We start from the raw sequence: 18874 nt of genomic DNA on the forward strand, positions 1-18874 counted from the left end.
ATAAATCGATCAGAAAAATAATGAAGAATTATCAAAATATATTGACAAAAATTCTAAAAAGGCATATTATATAGAAAATATATATTTATAATTCTTTGAAAGGAAGAGTAAATATTACTAAGTATGTAAAGCGAGTAGAGGATGGTGGAAGCTCTATGAGAAAAGTAGTATTGAAAGACATCCTGGAGATATTTACCTGAAATGAAAAGTAGGGTAGATCGGATTCCCCCGTTAAAGGGATTGAGATGATAAAGTAAATAATACTTAATCAAATTAGGATGGTACCGTGAATATTGCTTTCGCTCCTATTGGAGTGAAAGTTTTTTTATTTTAATGAAATAGAGCTCATTTCATTAATGTAAGTTTTCTTAGAATACCGGTATAAGGCATCTTCAAATGTCTTAAGAAAATTAATCTATCCTAATATATAATAATTTCTAGAGTGTATAACTCTAAGAATTTATTAGTATTTAATTACTATATCAGCAAGGGTGGTACCGCATATTTTGCCCCTTGAGCCGTTGGCTTAAGGGGCTTTTAAAATGTTTAAATTTAGGAGGTATAACAATGAAAAGAGTATTAGTAAATAATTTAATTGATCATATGAATAAGAAAGTAAAAATATCAGGATGGATTTATCGCATAAGAAAGTTAAAGTCCATTACCTTTATAGTATTAAGAGATAGAACAGGTCTAGTACAATGTGTAGCTGAAAATTCTATTGCTGAAAAAATGGATTTAAAAACAGAATCTGTAGTTTCTATTGAGGGTGTAGTTAAAGATGGAAAAAATAAATTAAATAACTTTGAGATTGAAATTGAAAGTATTGAAGTTATTAATTCTACCATAGGAGAACTTCCTATAGAAGTTAATAATAAAGACCTAAACATTAATTTAGACACTATGTTAAATAATAGAGTATTAAGTTTGAGACATGAAAAGGTAAGTTCAGTATTTGGTATTCAAAATATACTAGTTCAGGGATTTAGAGAATTTCTAACTAAGGAAGGATTTACAGAAATATTCACACCAAAATTAGTATCTGAAGGAGCAGAAGGAGGAACAGAGGTATTTAAGGTTAAATATTTTGAAAGAGAAGCTTATCTAGCTCAAAGCCCTCAGTTTTATAAACAGATGATGGTAGGTGCAGGTTTCGAAAGAGTTTTTGAGATAGCTCATGTATATAGAGCAGAACAGCATAATACCAATAGGCATTTAAATGAATATATAAGTATGGACTTTGAAATGGGATTTATTGAAGATGAAAGAGAAGTTATGGACATGGAAGAAAGACTATTAAAGTATATTTTAAATAAGGTTAAAGAAGAGGGAAATAAATACTTAGACATACTAGAAGTTAAAATTCCAGAAATCCAAGAAGAAATACCTAGAATGAAGTTGAAGGATGCCTTGGACATACTAGAAAAAGAGTACGGTAAAGAGAATTTAGATGGAGACCTTGACCCAGAGGGTGAAAAACTTATTTATAGATATGCCAAGGAAAGGTTAAACTCAGATTTCATATTTTTAACCCATTACCCAAGGAGAAAGAGACCAATGTACACCATGCCTTGTGGAGAACTAGAGACTTACAGCTTTGACTTATTATTTAGAGGAGTTGAAATAACTACTGGAGGACAAAGAATTCATAATTATAATGAGTTAATAAAAAATATAGAATATAAAGGTCTTAACCCAGAGAATTACAGCAGCTATACCTGTGTATTTAAACAAGGTATGCCAACCCATGGAGGTCTTGCCATAGGATTAGAAAGGTTAACGGCTCAGCTATTAGGATTAGAAAATGTAAGAGAAGCATCACTAATTCCTAGGGACAGAACTAGACTTACACCATAAGTGACCTTAGGAGCAAAGAGAAAAAAATTAAAATTTAAGTATAAGTTCTAAGTCCAGGATATTATTATACATCCTGGACTTTCATTAAAACATATACAAATTATTATATTACTTCGCAGCTTGAAGTGCAGCTTCATAGTTAGGTTCATCAGTGACTTCACTGCAATATTCTACATAGGTAATTGTGTTATCTTCATCTAATACGAAGACAGCTCTAGTAAGTAATCCTAGTTCATTGATGTATACTCCATATCTATCACCAAATTCTCTAGTTTTATAATCGGAAAGAGTAATTACATTTTTAATTCCAGCAGCTCCGCACCATCTACCTTGAGCAAAAGGTAAATCCATTGATATGGTGTATATAGTAACATTATTAAGTTTAGAAGCTTCTTCATTGAATTTTCTAACTTCCATATCACATACACCTGTATCTATAGATGGAACAACTACAAAGATTCTTTTTCCTTTAGTATCTTGTAAAGTAACAGGTTGTAGTTCATTATTAATTAAAGTAAAGTCAGGAGCCTTATCTCCTACTCTTAGTTGAATTCCTTTTAAAGTAATTGGATTGCCTTGAAATGTAATTTCCAAGCATATCATCTCCTTTTAAATTTATATTCCATAGATATAATATGCTCAAATATACTATTTATTATAAGGTTTTATAACAATATTTAAATAGTAAACAATATTATAAAACTGCCTTTACAGCTATAATAATTAAAATAATTCCGCCTAATATTTCAGCTTTTTTACCAAGTAAATCTCCACATTTCTTTCCTATGAAGATGGCAATAAAACTACAAATAAATGTGGTTATACCGATGATACAAATAGCGGGGAAAATAGAAATATTCATGGCGCTAAAGCCAATACCTACTGCAAAAGCATCTATACTAGTAGCTATTCCTTGAAAAAATAAAAGCTTGTAGGTAAGGGGTACAACTTTATTTTCATCTTCTTCTTTATCTGGAAATATGCCTTCTTTTAACATATTTGCCCCTATAAATCCTAATATGATTAAAACCAAAATACCAGAATATTTACTTAAAATTTCTGAGAACATTCCTCCTGCATAATAACCTAGAAAAGGCATTGCCCCTTGAAAGAAGCCGAAGAATAAAGGCATAGCTATAATTTTTGTTTTAGTAGCATCCTTGTACACCATACCGTTAGTCATAGATACTGCGGCAGCATCCATACTAAGACATAATCCTATCATTATAATTTCAATTGTACTCATTAAAAAACTCCTTAATCTTATTTTATTAAACTTTAAGTTATCCTCCTCATACATAATAAAAGACCCATGTATAGCAAAGGTTAAAGTATCTCTTTTATTAGAGACATCTTAATTAAGCTATACATGAGTCTTGTTCTTTAAGGCAAGCCAGATTAAAAAATTAATCATTATGTTGACTTGTCACGTATAAAAGTATTATACGCAAACTACTCCCCCACGATACATTATTTTACTATTATATTATAAAACCATGAATAAGTAAATATAATTTACACTTTGATATAAGTTTGATATAAGTAGAAATATTGGATATAATATACATGTAATATAACATGTAGTAACAGTGAAGATCAAGAATTTAATTTAAACGTAAAATTAAACTGAAAAAAATATTATAAAATAGTTTATCTATATATGGAGAATTTAACTATGAAACTATATAAATATTCATATATAAAACTAGTTACCTATAAAACTATATAACTAGTTAACTATTTGTTCTGTTCATGCGGGTTTTGAGGATTTGTTGTTTTAATATTAGATTTAAACTTATGTTAAATATATAAGAAATTGATATAGATACAGTGATGATTTTAAAGTGTAAAAAAGTAAGGAGTAATAATGTGGTTGAAGATAAATTTTTAAGCAAAATAAGTAAATATAATGATGATATTGCTAAATATAAAAAAGAATTTGATAGAATCGGATATTTAAGATTAATAGTAATGATACTAGCCTTGTATTTCACCTATATAGGAATAAAGGGAGAAATGACAAATAGGGTTCTATTTCTTTCTATAGTTTTTTATGGAAGTTTTATATTTTTAGTAATATATCATAGAAAAGTAAAAAGTAAATTAAAATTGGCTGAGGATATGATTGAAATTAATAATAGATACCTTCAAAGAATTTCTGGTCAGTGGATAAACTTTCAAGATTTAGGAGAAGAGTTTGTAAATAAGGAGCACAGATATGCATCTGATTTAGATATTGTAGGTAGTGAATCTTTATTTCAATTATTAAATATAACTAATACTTGGCATGGAAGAAAATCTTTAGCTAATTCTTTATTAGAACCTAGCTTTGATTATAATGAAATACTATTAAGACAAGAAGCTATAAAAGAGTTATTTGATGACTTGGATTTTTGTGAGGAAATGGAGTATATAGGTAGAAATAGTAGGAATAGATTAAAAAGCCCTGAAAAATTATTAAAATATGTAGAAGATACAGGTGTCCTTATAAAATCAAAATTAATTAAAAAAATTATATATTTAATGCCCTTAGTTACAATACCTATTTCTTTAATAATACTTATATTTAAAATGAATAATTTTAATTGGTTAATGTATTTGCTTTTAATTGTGCAAACAATTATATGGACAATATCTACTTTAAAATTAAATTTAGTTCTAGAAGTAGTTAATTATTTTAGAGGAAACCTAGAAGAGTATTTAAATATTTTAAAACTAATAGAGAATAAAGATTTTAAATCTAAAAAGTTAAAGAATATAAAAGAAAATTTATTTAAAGATAAAGATTCATCAATTAAAGCTATAAAAAGACTTTCTAATATATCAGAAAGAGTGAATATGAGAAATAATGGATTGTTATATTTAACTTTAAACATACTATTTCTTTGGGATTATCAATGTGTATTTTCTCTTGAGGATTGGAAGGCTGAAAATGGTGATAAAATAGAAAGTTGGCTTTCTAATATTGGAGTTATAGAAGAACTTATGAGTCTTGCTGTGTTAATTCATATAGATGAAAATGTGACATTACCAACAATAAATCCTAGGGGTGCTAAAATAGAGGCACAAGAACTTGGTCATCCTTTGATAAATAGAGATGTACGGGTTAATAATGATTTAAGTATGAAGGAAAATATATTTATAATTACAGGATCAAATATGTCTGGTAAAACTACATTTTTAAGAACTATAGGTATAAATTTAGTTTTAGCCTATGTAGGTGCACCAGTATTTAGTAAGAAAATGGAGTGTAGTTTATTAGATATATATACATCTATGAGGATAACAGATGATTTAAAAAATGGAATTTCAACTTTTTATGGAGAATTAATTAGAATAAAGGAAATTATTGAAGGTGGAAAGAATAATAAAAATATGATTTTTCTTATTGATGAAATTTTTAGAGGAACTAATTCTAAGGATAGGATTACTGGAGCTGAAGCTGTAATTAAAAATTTAAGTAAAGCTGGAGTTATAGGGGCTTTAACTACTCATGATTTAGAATTATGTAGTCTTTCAGAACATAGTGGGATAAAAAATTATCATTTTTCTGAGTATTATAAAGAAAATAAAATATATTTTGATTACAAACTAAAAGTAGGTAGATCTAATACCACAAATGCTAAATATTTAATGAGAATTGTAGGAATTGAAATTTAATTTACGTGGGTTTTTTATATTTAAAGAAAATGGTGTAATTTTAAGTATGTATTAAGTACTTTTAAGTTAATGTTCTCATGGAAAGTAATATATGTGTTATTATTTTCATAAGATATATAAGGCATCTTCAAAAAAATAAATAAGTTAAAATATACTTTCCATCTTTGACTTATTATTTATTTTCAGATGCCTAAAATAATTAGGGGGAAAGTGTAAATGGGAAAACTATTAGAAATTTTTACTGACAACTTGGGGTGGATAATCCTTGCATTAGTGATTATTTGGCTTATTTGTATTACTTGGAAGAAGGCAGCCCAGGATAAAGCTATTGTAGTTACAGGACTTAAGAGAAGGGTTATAAGTGGTAAGGGAGGATTTGTTGTTCCATTCTTCGAACAAACCAATAGATTATCACTTGAAAACATGAAGGTTGAAGTAAAGACTCATGAATCCTTAGATAGTAATGGAGTACCTATAGATACTGATGGAGTAGCTATAATAAAGGTTAAGTCAGATTCTGCAAGTGTATTATTAGCTATGGAGCAATTTAATACTGGAAAAGAAAGAGAAACTATTGAAGTAATGAAGGGAACTGTACAGGATGTACTGGAAGGTAAACTAAGAGAAATAGTTTCAAAAATGAGTATTGAAGAGATATACAAAGACAGAGAAATGTTTGCAAATGAAGTTGAAAATGTTGCAAAGTCAGACCTTGAAAGAATGGGTCTTGAAATAAAGACCTTTACAATTAGAGACATAGACGACACTAAGGGATATCTTCAAGCGCTTGGTGCTAGACAAATAGCAGAGGTTAAGAAAAATGCAGCAATAGCTGAGGCAGAAGCAAAGAGAGAAGAGATGCAAAAAACTGCAGAAGCAAAGAGACTTGGAATGGAAGCACAAATATTTGCAGAAGCTGAGATTGCTAGAGCCAATAAAGAGAAGGAATTAAAAGTTCAATCCTTTAAAGAAGAAGAGAAAAAGGCACAAGCTAAGGCAGACTTTGCTTATGAAGTTGAAAAGAATATAGTTCATAAGAAAGTTGTAGAAACCTTAAAGGATGCAGAATTATTTGAAGAACAAAGACAAACTGATATAGCAGAGCAACAAGTACGTAAAAAAGAGAAAGAACTTGAATCTACAGTTAAAAAAGTAGCGGAAGCTGATAAATATAGAGCTGAGCAAGCAGCAGAAGCTGATAGATTTATGATGATTAAGAGAGCTGAAGCAGAGGCTGAAACAATAAAAATTAAAGGTATGGCAGAAGCAGATGCTATAAGATTAGTAGGAGAAGCTAACGCAGATGCAATGAAGGCTGAGGCAGAGGCTATGAAGAAGAAGGCTGAAGCTTATAAGGAATATGGAGAAGCGGCTATTATTCAAATGTTAACAGAAAAGCTTCCAGAGGTAGCAAAGAATATAGCAGAGCCGTTATCTAAAACAGAAAAGATGGTTATCATTGACAATGGAGGTCAAGGTGGAGCAGCTAAGGTATCAAAGAACATAGCTAATATCATGGCTGAAGTTCCAGAAGTTATCAATTCCTTAACTGGTATAGACCTTGTAGAGCTAGTAAAGGGAATAACCTTAAATAAGAAAAATGAAGATTTAGAAGATGATGAAGAAAAAACTATCATAGAACCTGAAACTATAGAATCAGAAGTAGAAGAGAGTTCTGTAATAGAATAAATATTTATACAGTAAACAGACTCTAGGCTATTAAATTAATGGCCTAGAGTTTTTATTTTTCAATTTATCATTTTAAGCAAATGCAGAGTTTAACAAAAAGTTTAGAAGGTTCCATATAAATATGAAATTTATACCAAAAACCCTAGTTGTGTTGACAAGGGGGATGTACATTGCTAGAATTGAAAATAGATATTGGTAAAAGTATGGAGAAAAGGTGCCATTAGGGGGGAAAACCATGAATAAAAAATTAAGATTCATAGCAGCGGTAGTTGTAAGCTGTAGTTTAATGTCATCAACAGTGTTAGCGGATGACTTATCAGATGCAAAAAGTAAATCTGAAGAAATTGAAACGCAAATTGAAAGTAATAAGGCTAAAGTATCTGAATTAGAAGAAAACAGAGATAATATATTAAGTGAAATTTCAGAGTTAGACAATAATATGGACAAGTTATATAGTGAGGTAAATAATTTAGAAGCTCAAATTTCACAGTCTACTAATAAAATAGAAGAGCTAGAAGAAAGATCTAGTGAACTTAAAAAAGAATTAGAAGTAAGTAAAAAGATCATGGATAAAAGACTAAGAGTTTTATATAAAAACAATGGTACAAGCTACATAGAAATTCTACTTAGTGCCGAAGGTTTTTCAGATTTTTTTGAAAAAATAGATATAATTAATACCTTAATTTCTTTTGACAATGAAGAAATAAATAAATTTAAGGCAAATCAAGAAGAATTAGATAAAAATATAAAGGCATCCTCTGAAGAAAAGAAAACTTTAGAAAATGCAAAAGCTATTGTGGATGCAAATTTGGAAGAATTAAATGCTAAAAAAGATGAGAAGACAAAACTTATGGCAAAGGCAGAGAATGAATTAGGAACAGCAGAAAAGCTTCTAGCTCAAAATGAAGCAGAATCTAAAGAAATTTTAGCCAGTATAACGGCCATGGAAAAAGCTGCTAGCAGGCCTTCTCGTGGAGGTTCAATTTCTCAATCAAATACTAAACCTTCAAATAGTGGATCATCTTCAAGTCAAGTATCCACTAATGGAATGTATTCAATAACAGGAACTAGATATGCTATCACATCTCCATTTGGATATAGAACTAGTCCAGTAGGTAGAGGGCAAGAATTCCATAAAGGAATAGATATAGGTGCTCCAAATGGTGGTCCAGTGTATTCTCTTAAAGCTGGAACTGTAACTTATGCAGGGTGGATGGAAGGATATGGAAAGGTTGTTGTGGTAAGTCATGGAGACATTAGTACATTATATGCTCATAACTCATCTTTATTAGTAAGTCCTGGACAAACAGTAGCAGGAGGACAACAGCTATCAAATGTTGGTTCTACTGGATGGTCAACAGGTCCTCATATACATTTTGAAGTTATTAAAAATGGAACTAATATAGATCCTGCACCATATTATTTTTAATACAAACTTTTAGAATATAATAAGCTTAACATATATGTAGATAAAAACATCTAAGCATTGGCAAGCCACTAATGCTTAGGTGTTTTTATTTTGAGTTAAATTTAGTCTTGACATAGTGTATATAAACAATATATACTGTTACTATAAAGAAACAGTTTAGCCAATTTTTTTAGAAGCACTGTACATACTGAATATTAACAGAATTAAGCAGTAATTATAGTAAACTTAATTTTAAATTGAAATTTATAAGAATTAATGGAGGTGTTACTTTGTCCAATAAAATAATAGAAATTAAAAATTTGACTAAAGAATACGAAGATTTTAAGTTGGATAATATTTCATTTAGTTTAGATAGAGGATATATTATGGGCTTTATAGGTGAAAATGGAGCAGGTAAAACAACTACTATAAAACTAATTATGAATTTACTAAAAAGAGATGAAGGTGAAATTCAAATCTTTGGTAAAGATAATATTGACAATGAAAGAGAGATAAAGGAGCGTATAGGATTTGTTTATGATGAATGTTTTTATTATGAAAATCTCTCTATCAAAGATAATGAAAAAATAATCTCTGGTTTTTATAAAAGTTGGAATACTAAGGTCTTTGAAAATTATTTAAGGAAATTTAACTTAAATAAAAAGCAAAAGGTAAAAGAATTATCTAAAGGAATGAAAATGAAATTTGCCATTGCTTTAGCATTAAGTCATAATGCAGAATTTTTAATACTAGATGAACCGGCTTCAGGACTAGATCCAGTTATGAGGCGTGATATTTTAGATGTATTTCAAGAGGTCATACAAGACGAAAATATAGGTATTTTAATTTCAAGTCATATAATTTCTGATTTAGAGAAGATATCAGATTATATAACTTACATCCAAAAGGGAAAGATAGTTTTCTCTAAAGCTACTAGTGAATTAATGGAGGAATATAAAATAATTAAAGGGGATAAGGCTTTATTAAGTAAACTTGATGAAAAAGTTATATATGGATTGAGAGAAACACCATATGGTTTTGAAGGAATAATTAAAGATAAATACATTGAAAAAAGTATAAGGCAGAAAATTGTTAGTGAAAAGCCATCTTTAGAGGAAATTATGGTAGCTATGAATAAGGGGGTAAGAAAATAAATGTGGAAAATGGCCATGAGAGATTTAAGGGGAGTAGTTAATCTATACAGCAACAAAAGTGGATTAATTATGATAGTAGTAGTTATATTGTTTGGAGTTGGGAATAAAGGAGCTGGCTTATTTAATTATTTTTTACTAATGGGTGGGGTAATTAGTATAGCCTTTACTGAAATGGAATCTAGAGATAAGATTCATATTAGTATACTTAGTAGTCCTTGTAAAAGAAGTGATTATGTATTAGGTAAGTTTCTGTTTTCTATTATGTGGATAATCATAGTAACAGTAATAGGAGTGCTATTAAATAATCTAATTTATATGATATATCCAGCAGAGTATTTAAAATTGCATCCATCTGTAATTAAAGGAACTGTTAGTTATATTCTTATATTTGTAGCTCTTTATTATTGTGTATATTTTTCATTAGGAATAAAGTTTGCAAAGATATTTTACTTTGTTATCTTCTTTGTTATAATGGCAGGAACTTTAACCATAGGTGAGTATCTTAAAGGAGAAGCATTACCTGAGTGGCTATCTAGCATAGAAAGACTTTTAGTGATATTTCAAAGTAACACTTTAGGAAGTAACATTATATTAAGTGCACTGGTATTAGGTATTTTAGCTTTAATTGCTACTATTTCAGTGGTTATTTATGAAAAGAAAGATTTTTAGGAGGAGAATTTATGGGAGCTCTTTTAAAAAAGGATTTTATAACTAGTCGATATATCTATACTATTTCTCTTTTAGTTGTAGGAATAGCATTATGTTTTGCTTCTATGTATAGCTTTGAAGCTACACTTTTTATTTATTTATTAGGAACCTTCATAGTGCCTTTAATAGCAAATAAATTTACAGCCACAGATGAAATGAGAAGAAACTATGATGTAATAATTAATAGCTTTCCGGTAAGGAGAGTTGATGTAGTGATAAGTAAATTTATTTATTATTTCATAATTTATGTTTTATGTTCATCTATACTTATGTTAATAGTATTATTAGTTGGAAACTTTAATCAAGAAAATTTAAATATAATTTATATTATTCAATCTTTATCTTTTATATATTACTGTCTAATAATTGGGGTTACGAATTTTATATACTATAGATATGATTATAGTGTTGCTGCAAAATACTCTGCAATCATTATTATAGCAGTTATTAATGTGCCTATAATTATTTTAAAGCTTATTGATAAGATACGTCCTAATATTTTCATAGGAATTAGCAAGTATTTGTTAGTAAGCACAATTCCTAGAGTATATTTAGCTATAGGTATTACTCTAATAGGAATTATAATATATTTTTTCTTTATAGTATTGTCTATAATTGGATATAGAAAGAGAGATTTATAGGTAGGAAAAATTTACAGAATACATTTAAACTTGGAGGAAATTCAATGAATATAATAATAAACAACTCTTCGGGAGAACCCATATATTCTCAGATAGAAAAACAAATAAAGGACGATATTTTAACAAATAAGTTAGAGCCTAATGAGCCATTGCCATCTATACGAGGACTTGCTAAAGATCTGAGAATTAGTGTAATTACAACTAAGAGAGCTTATGATGAGTTAGAACGAGAAGGGTTTATATACACAGTTCCAGGGAAGGGATCCTTTGTAAATGTTCAAGATAAGGAACTTTTAAAAGAATCTATCATGAGAAATATGGAAGACTATCTAATTAAGGCAATAGAGGAAGGTTCTAAAGCTGGAATATCAGTAGAAGAAATCATAGAAAGTTTAAGAGTGCTTGCTGAAGAATATAACCTATAGTAGGAGGAATATGATGGATAATATATTGTATGTGGATAATTTATGTAAAAAATATAAAAACTTTAAGTTAAATAATGTTTCTTTAAAGTTGCCTAAGGGATTTATTATGGGGTTAATTGGGGAAAATGGAGCAGGTAAAACTACATTAATAAAACTTATAATGAATTTAGTAAAGAAGGATAGTGGAGATATAAAAGTATTTGATAAAGATAACCTTAAGTTTGAAAGGGAAATAAAAGATAGAATAGGTTTTGTTTATGATGAAGTTTGCTACTATGACCATATGTCTTTAAAAGAAAATGGCAACATGGTTTCTATGTTATATAGTAAGTGGGATAAGGATAAGTTTAATTATTATTTAAATAAGTTTGAGCTTAATAAGGATAAAAAACTAAAAGAATTGTCTAAGGGTATGAGAATGAAATTTTCATTATGTATAGCCCTTAGCCATGGAGCAGAGTTTATAATAATGGATGAACCTACTGTGGGATTAGACCCAGTGGTTAGATCCGAAGTTTTAGAAGAACTTCAAAGTTTAATGGAAAATGAAAATATGGGGGTATTAATATCTACTCATATAACTTCAGACCTTGAAAAAATAGCAGATTATATTACTTTTATAAAGGATGGAAGTATTATATTCTCAAAATCAAAGGATGAAATAATGGAATCCTACAAAATTATTAAAGGGGACTGTAATATACTTACAAAGGAAGTTGAGAAACACTTTGAAGGCATAAGTAAAAATAGATTTGGTTTCGAAGGGTTGACATCACAAGTTGATAAAGTGAGAGAAATTTTAGGAGATAATATTGTAGTAGATAGGGCTACCATAGAGGATATAATGATTTTGAAAAAGTAAATTGAATAGATGTAAAATAAATATGTTATTAACCATGGTTCATGTATAACAAATTAATTAGTTATACATGAACCATGGTATTTTTATTATCTCAAATTTATTGGTGAAAATTGGAATGATGGATAATTTTAAGAAAAATACATATTAAAATTATGTAGACATTCTTCGTAGTACGAAGTAAAATATTTATTGGGGTGTTGTAGAAATATTAATGAGCAATTAATTGCATAAAATTTTATAGTGGTGGGGATTGATATTATGGAGAAAAGAATAGACTTAACAGAAGGGTCTATAAGTGGAAAGCTAGTTAAATTAGCTCTTCCCATTATGGCAACTTCATTTATCCAAATGGCATATAATCTAACAGACATGCTTTGGGTTGGAAGAATAGGAAGTACAGCAGTAGCAGCAGTGGGAACAGCAGGTTTTTTTAGTAACTTAGCTGCAGCTCTTACCATGATAGCGAAGGTAGGTGCAGAGGTAAAAGTATCCCAAAGCTTGGGACGTAAAGATGAAAAAGCTACAAGAAATTATATTGTTAGTGCCCTACAAATTAATATAGTATTATCTTTAATCATGGGAATAATAATACTATTATTTAGAAGTAAGTTTTTAGCCTTTTTTCAGTTAGAAAATGTGAAAGTTATATCCATGGCAGAAACTTACCTAGCTACAATAGCTATGGGGATGGTTATTACAAATTTAATACCAGTACTAACAGCAATATTTAATGGAGCAGGTAACAGTAAAACACCCTTTATTATTAACACTGTTGGTTTAGTAGTTAATATAGTATTTGATCCAATTTTAATTTTTGGTATGGGACCTATTCCAAAGATGGGAGTTTTAGGAGCGGCATTAGCAACCATAGGGTCACAAAGTATAGTTGTAACTTGTTTCTTAATATCTATTTTAAAGAGTAAAGAAAAATATTTGAAATTTACCCTATTAAAGAAACCTGATTTTAGAGCTATAAAAACTATATGTAAACTTGGAATTCCTTCTGGAGTTCAAAGTGGATTATTTACTACTTTTTCTATTTTAATAGCAAGGGTAATAGCTGGATCTGGTGAAGTCGCTATAGCAGTACAAAAAGTAGGAGTTCAAATTGAAGCAATAACTTGGATGACTGCAGGTGGATTTTCAACAGCCCTTAGTTCTTTTGTAGGACAAAATTATGGAGCTAAAAAACATGATAGAATTAAGGAAGGCTATAAAGCTACTATTTTAATAGCAGGTGTAGTTGGAATTTTAGCCACTCTAGTACTAATAATAGGTGGTAAAGGAATTTTTTCAATATTCATAAAAGAAGAAGAAGCTATAAGGTTAGGTACAGATTATTTAAGAATCCTTGGGTATTCTCAATTGTTTATGTGTATTGAAATTACAACAGTAGGAATGTTCAATGGTTTAGGACGAACATATATACCTGCAGCTGTAAGCATTATACTGACAGGACTTAGAGTTCCAGCATCTATGATATTATCATCACCAAACCTTTTAGGCATAGATGGAGTTTGGTGGAGCATTAGTATGAGTAGTGTACTTAAAGGAATAACTATTGTGGTGATTCTATATTACATGACTAAAAAGAAGAATTTATTACTAGATAATATATCAGAAGAAAATATATCTGTAGAAGTGATTTAATACAAAGTAGAAGGCTGTGTCAAAATGAGATTTAGATTATTTTGACATAGCCATTTTTTTATTTTATAATTTGGAGCTTTTCTATGATTACACTATAAGAGCCATCTGGAGATGTAACTTCTACTTTTTCACCTAAATTTCTTTTGTATAACGCTTTCCCTAAAGGACACTCTATGCTAATTTTATTATTAAGAGGATCTGCTTCAACGGTGGTTACCATGGTGAAATCTTCCTCCTCATCATCATCTAGAAATCTTAGGGTTACAATTTTTCCAATACCAACCTGATTTTCTGATGTGTCATCATTTATTATTTTTGCCGTTTTAATCATTTTTTCTAGATATCCCATACGTCTATTATTATCAGCTCTATTCTTTTTAGCTGCTTTATACTCAAAATTTTCACTTAAGTCTCCATGAGCTCTAGCTTCTTTTAATTCTTCATTTATCTGAAATCTAACCACATTTTTTCTATGTTCAAGTTCATCTTTTAGAATTTGAAGTGATTTTTCAGTGAGATAGTTATACATAATTTAAAACCTACCTTCTAAACTAAATTATATTTATATAATACTATTATACAGCTAAAGATATTAATACAATATATTCTTTTAAATAATATGAATTAGTTAAAGGCTCTGTTAAAAATTATAGTAATAGAACATATAAAATTTAAGAATAAATTAAGAAAAGGACTTATTTAAAATTATTTTAAAATAAGTCCTACTTTATGATTAATTTATTAAGTGTTAAATATCATAGTAATTCATTAACGGAATTGAGTTTGAATAAGTCGAACTAGTGGACTTTCTGGATATAAAATATTGGAAAGTTCATTATAAAGAATAGTAATTCTAAATAATCCACTAGAGGCTGGTGTAAATTCATCAACTTGATAATATAATACTAAGCCTTCAGGAGTTAAATAGAATTTTTGAGTATCTGTAACTCCGGTATATGGTGTAGTGAAATTTATATTCATTTCACTAGCCTTTTGTGTAGCTATATCACTAACAATTTCAGTATAGTTCATGCTATTATTAAATAAATTACCAAAGTCATAGACCTCTCCAGTATTAACATCCATAGTTAAAGAAGTAAATAAAGTACTGCCAGTTGGATTATCTTCAGTTTCTGTGTACAAAGACATTACTATACTTAATAGACCGTCAGAATTTAGGGGAACTTCATAAGCACTTTCTACTGTTGTAAAGTTCACTTTTTCAGGAACTAAAACTTCATTAAGCCATAAAGAATTCAATGAATCAATAATTTCTTGATTCACTATACTAGCAGTATCTCCATTTTCAGCATTTTGAATAAATGGATATTCAAGTTTGAATTGTGAAGGTGATAATACTTGAGTCTCTAAGGTAGGCGTAAGATTATCTTCTGGTGGGGTATAACGTCTACCAAAGCATTCAAAGTAATCTATTCTGTTTAGGCTTATACCAAAGTAAACCCATCTCCAACCAGTCCATCTAAATCCATAGGCAGTTCGTCTATCTACATTAATAAGCCACGCCCAAAAAGAATCTCCATTACGAAGCCATATATATACAAATTGGAATATACAAGGTCTTATAGATCCAGGGGATACAGCTTTAGTCTGTGGTCCTGAAGAAAATGATTTCTTAGGCGTCATATTTGGAGGAGGCCCTGGAGGTCCTCCAGATTGACTAGGACCAGATTGTGGTCCTGAAGGCGGTCCAGGTTTTGGTCCTGGAGGTCTTGGTGGTTGATTCCATGGTGGTGCTGATGGACCAGGGCCTCCAGGAAAAAATGGTGGTACTATTCTTTCGTCAAAACACTGTTTACAGCTTTCTTCGTCATCTAAGTATCTATCAGTATAATAATTTTGTGAGTTTATATCATAGGGTTTCCGAATGAACATAACATGCTCCTTAATAGTATTACAATATCATAATATACAATTTAAAATGGAATGTGATTTCAAAAAAAATTTTTTTATAAATACATAAAAAATTTTTTTCATGACATACTATTATCATACCAATAAAATCATTATTTGTTTTGTAGTAAGTTTTCATGCCTGTGAATGTTTAAGTGAATTTCATAGAAACGAGAATTTGAAGGAGGAATAGCTTATGAAGAATGTTTATCAATCTACACATATAGCTACTAGCCCCAAAACAAAGCAGCAACTAAGGAAATTTAAAGAAGAATTTTCTGAAGAATTATCATGGGATAAAGAACGGGGTAAGTACCGGAAATAATATCATGATAGTGTAATGATTTTATTGTTATAATAAATGGTGAAAGCCTTTCTGCACAGTAGCAGAAGGGCTTTCTTTTATAAGAGTTATTGACATAAAAGTTTTTATAAGTAATTATATAAATATAATTGTATAAGTAATGGATGGAAAGGATGATAGTAATGGTTAATATAGGAAACTCTTGGGATGAAAAGCTAAAAGGAGAATTTGATAAGCCTTATTACATAAAATTAAGACAATTTTTGATTAGTGAATACAAAACTGGAAATGTATTTCCAGAAATGAATAATATTTTCAATGCCCTTAAATTTACATCTTACGAGGATGTTAAGGTAGTAATATTGGGGCAAGATCCATATCATGGAGCTGGTCAGGCGCATGGATTATCTTTTTCAGTTCAACCTGGAGTTAGAATTCCACCATCACTTTTAAATATGTATAAGGAATTAAAAAGTGATTTAGAATGCTATATTCCTAATAATGGTTATTTAGTTCCTTGGGCAAAACAAGGAGTATTACTTTTGAATGCTGTACTTACAGTAAGAGAAGGTGAGGCCAATTCACACAAAAATAAGGGCTGGGAATGTTTTACTGATAGAATAATAACACTATTAAATGAAAGGGAGAAGCCTATAGTATTTTTATTATGGGGGAATAATGCAAAGGAAAAAATGAAGTTTATTACAAATCTTAATCACTATATTTTAACTTCAGTACATCCTAGTCCTTTATCTGCAACTAGAGGGTTTATGGGATGCAAGCATTTCTCAAAGACTAATGAGATATTACAAGACTTGGGACAAAAAGAAATTGATTGGCAAATACCTAATATTAATTCATAGCATATTTGAAATTCAAATAGATAAAATATAACTATTTAATATTATAATTATTAAAGTTTATTCATTAACAAATAGTTATAATGAAGATAAATTAAATATGAAAGAGGGTATATGTAATGATTGAAAAAATTAGTGTGAAAAAGGTTAGAGAAGTTGCAGAAGAACATTTCAGAAAAGGTGAGTTTTATTGTTCAGAAGCAATAGTTGCATCTATTAAAAGTAACTTTGAAGTAGACATGCCAGATGAAATGATTGCCATGGCTTCTGGATTTCCAGTAGGTATTGGAAAATCAAAATGTACATGTGGAGCTGTTACAGGAGCTGTTTTATGTCTTGGATACTTTTTTGGAAGAACTAAAGGAAGTAATCCTCAAGATCCCAAGAGTGTTAAAGCTTTACAGTTAGCTTATGAATTACAAGATAGTTTTAGACAAAAGCATAAATGTTTATGTTGCAGTGTTCAAACTAAAGGTATGGATATGGCATCTGGTGAGCATAAAGCACAATGCATAAGATTTACTGGCGAAATGGCAGAGAAGGCTGCAGAAATTATTGTAAGAGAATTAAATATTAAAAATATTGATGAATAGTTGAGGAATATGAGTATGAATTATATAAAAAAGATACCATTGCCAATGGCAGCGGTAATGCTTGCTTTAGCTTCATTAGGAAATTTATTATCATCATACAATATATTATTTAAAAATATCCTCGGAGTGATATCTGGAATAATATTAATACTTCTTACAATAAAGATTATAACTTGCTGGAAAGATGTAAAAGAAGAAGTGAAAAATCCTGTTATTGCAGCAGTTATACCTACCTACTCCATGGGAGTTATGCTTTTATCAGCATATTTAAAAGAAATATCTTTCTCATCTGGAGTTATTCTATGGTGGGTTGGGGTACTAATACATATAGGCCTAATAATATTTTATACTAAAAACTTTATATTTAAATTTGATATTAAGAAGATGTTTCCAAGTACATTTATTGTATATGTGGGAATAGGTGTAGGTGGAATAACTGCACCAGCATTTAAATTAGCTCAACTAGGACAAGCTTTTTTCTGGATTGCCTTTATTTCACTTATTGTATTAGTTCCTGTTTTAGGTTATAGAACCCTTATAGTAAAGGGAATTCCAGAACCAGCGTTTCCAACTACAGTAATATTTGCAGCGCCAGCTGCACTTACACTTGCTGCATATTTAAATTCTTTTTCAGAAAAGAATATTAATATGGTTATGTTTTTAGCAGTATTGGTAATGGTATTATATATATGTGGAATAGTGTATCTTGTACAGGGTTTAAGACTTAAATTTTATCCCAGTTATGCTGCATTTACATTCCCTATGGTAATAAGTGCAATTGCAATGAAGGGTACCAATGGATTTTTGATGAAAGCTGGAAAAGAAATTTCTTGGCTGAAATATGTAGTTAAATTTCAAGAGGTAATTGCAACTGTTATAGTATTATATGTGCTTATAAGATTTTTAATGTTTATACTAAAAAAGGATACAGTTAAAGTAAATACTACAATATCAAGATAATTTAAATATTAATTTTAAATAAACTCTATGGAGAATATTTCTTCATAGAGTTTTGTTCCTTATTAATGAAAATTAATGATAGATTTTATGAAGAGTTTTATATAGAAAGTAGAAAATATATCATGGATAAAAATTCATTTAATACAATATTGTTCATAATAATCATTAAACATACAATCTATGTATAAATGT

General features: G+C 29.3%; 18 protein-coding genes and 1 other annotated feature. Of the genes, 14 read left to right on the forward strand and 4 right to left on the reverse strand.

Annotation, left to right across the window (positions count from 1 at the left end):
* Positions 1-86: 86 nt before the first annotated feature.
* Positions 87-310: a binding site (T-box leader), on the forward strand.
* Positions 311-567: 257 nt separating this feature from the next.
* Positions 568-1857 (forward strand): aspartate--tRNA(Asn) ligase, encoded by a 1290-nt coding sequence (aspS, locus tag B3J31_RS05330; RefSeq protein ID WP_346868127.1) that lies wholly within the window; start codon positions 568-570, stop codon positions 1855-1857.
* A 108-nt stretch (positions 1858-1965) separates the two neighbouring features.
* On the opposite strand, the gene tpx is transcribed toward aspS, so the two are convergent.
* Together tpx and B3J31_RS05340 are read right to left on the reverse strand one after the other, a co-directional pair.
* Entirely contained in the window at positions 1966-2451 is a 486-nt protein-coding gene (tpx, locus tag B3J31_RS05335) for a thiol peroxidase (protein ID WP_150845965.1), read from the reverse strand.
* A 100-nt stretch (positions 2452-2551) separates the two neighbouring features.
* Positions 2552-3103 (reverse strand): manganese efflux pump, encoded by a 552-nt coding sequence (locus tag B3J31_RS05340; protein ID WP_167403129.1) that lies wholly within the window; start codon positions 3101-3103, stop codon positions 2552-2554.
* A gap of 623 nt (positions 3104-3726) precedes the next feature.
* Between B3J31_RS05340 and B3J31_RS05345 the strand changes: the two genes are divergently transcribed.
* From B3J31_RS05345 to B3J31_RS05385, 9 genes are all read left to right on the forward strand, one after another.
* The gene (locus B3J31_RS05345; protein WP_346873705.1) at positions 3727-5517 is read left to right on the forward strand and encodes a MutS-related protein; all 1791 of its coding nucleotides are present in this window, start codon (positions 3727-3729) and stop codon (positions 5515-5517) included.
* 216 nt (positions 5518-5733) lie between these two features.
* Entirely contained in the window at positions 5734-7206 is a 1473-nt protein-coding gene (locus B3J31_RS05350) for an SPFH domain-containing protein (RefSeq protein WP_150845968.1), read from the forward strand.
* 235 nt (positions 7207-7441) lie between these two features.
* Entirely contained in the window at positions 7442-8635 is a 1194-nt protein-coding gene (locus B3J31_RS05355) for a murein hydrolase activator EnvC family protein (protein ID WP_346868125.1), read from the forward strand.
* Between the two features lie 269 nt (positions 8636-8904).
* Positions 8905-9768 (forward strand): ATP-binding cassette domain-containing protein, encoded by an 864-nt coding sequence (locus B3J31_RS05360; RefSeq protein ID WP_150845970.1) that lies wholly within the window; start codon positions 8905-8907, stop codon positions 9766-9768.
* Positions 9769-10437 carry an ABC-2 transporter permease gene (locus B3J31_RS05365; protein WP_346873706.1) on the forward strand — a complete coding sequence of 223 codons (669 nt, stop codon included), beginning with the start codon at positions 9769-9771 and terminating at the stop codon, positions 10435-10437.
* Between the two features lie 11 nt (positions 10438-10448).
* Positions 10449-11117: an ABC-2 transporter permease gene (locus B3J31_RS05370; RefSeq protein ID WP_150845972.1), complete on the forward strand. Its 669-nt coding sequence runs from the start codon at positions 10449-10451 to the stop codon at positions 11115-11117.
* Positions 11118-11161: 44 nt separating this feature from the next.
* The gene (locus tag B3J31_RS05375) at positions 11162-11542 is read left to right on the forward strand and encodes a GntR family transcriptional regulator (protein ID WP_035132342.1); all 381 of its coding nucleotides are present in this window, start codon (positions 11162-11164) and stop codon (positions 11540-11542) included.
* Positions 11543-11555: 13 nt separating this feature from the next.
* On the forward strand, positions 11556-12404 hold the full coding sequence (locus B3J31_RS05380; protein WP_150845973.1) for an ATP-binding cassette domain-containing protein: 849 nt from the start codon (positions 11556-11558) through the stop codon (positions 12402-12404).
* A 258-nt stretch (positions 12405-12662) separates the two neighbouring features.
* The gene (locus B3J31_RS05385; protein ID WP_346873707.1) at positions 12663-14054 is read left to right on the forward strand and encodes an MATE family efflux transporter; all 1392 of its coding nucleotides are present in this window, start codon (positions 12663-12665) and stop codon (positions 14052-14054) included.
* A gap of 58 nt (positions 14055-14112) precedes the next feature.
* On the opposite strand, the gene greA is transcribed toward B3J31_RS05385, so the two are convergent.
* Together greA and B3J31_RS05395 are read right to left on the reverse strand one after the other, a co-directional pair.
* Complete coding sequence (gene greA, locus B3J31_RS05390; protein WP_346873708.1) at positions 14113-14583, reverse strand: transcription elongation factor GreA; 471 nt, start codon at positions 14581-14583, stop codon at positions 14113-14115.
* A 239-nt stretch (positions 14584-14822) separates the two neighbouring features.
* Positions 14823-15947 carry an RsiV family protein gene (locus B3J31_RS05395; protein WP_346873709.1) on the reverse strand — a complete coding sequence of 375 codons (1125 nt, stop codon included), beginning with the start codon at positions 15945-15947 and terminating at the stop codon, positions 14823-14825.
* A gap of 214 nt (positions 15948-16161) precedes the next feature.
* Between B3J31_RS05395 and B3J31_RS05400 the strand changes: the two genes are divergently transcribed.
* From B3J31_RS05400 to B3J31_RS05415, 4 genes are all read left to right on the forward strand, one after another.
* Positions 16162-16290 carry a hypothetical protein gene (locus tag B3J31_RS05400; RefSeq protein ID WP_278245237.1) on the forward strand — a complete coding sequence of 43 codons (129 nt, stop codon included), beginning with the start codon at positions 16162-16164 and terminating at the stop codon, positions 16288-16290.
* Between the two features lie 161 nt (positions 16291-16451).
* Entirely contained in the window at positions 16452-17132 is a 681-nt protein-coding gene (locus tag B3J31_RS05405; RefSeq protein WP_346873710.1) for a uracil-DNA glycosylase, read from the forward strand.
* A 116-nt stretch (positions 17133-17248) separates the two neighbouring features.
* On the forward strand, positions 17249-17722 hold the full coding sequence (locus B3J31_RS05410) for a C-GCAxxG-C-C family (seleno)protein (RefSeq protein ID WP_346873711.1): 474 nt from the start codon (positions 17249-17251) through the stop codon (positions 17720-17722).
* A gap of 15 nt (positions 17723-17737) precedes the next feature.
* Entirely contained in the window at positions 17738-18682 is a 945-nt protein-coding gene (locus B3J31_RS05415) for a TDT family transporter (protein WP_346873712.1), read from the forward strand.
* The last annotated feature ends 192 nt before the right edge of the window (positions 18683-18874 follow it).

This window comes from Clostridium sp. UBA5988 (genome assembly GCF_002435615.1).
Classification (GTDB): Bacteria; Bacillota; Clostridia; order Clostridiales; family Clostridiaceae; genus Clostridium_J; species Clostridium_J sulfidigenes.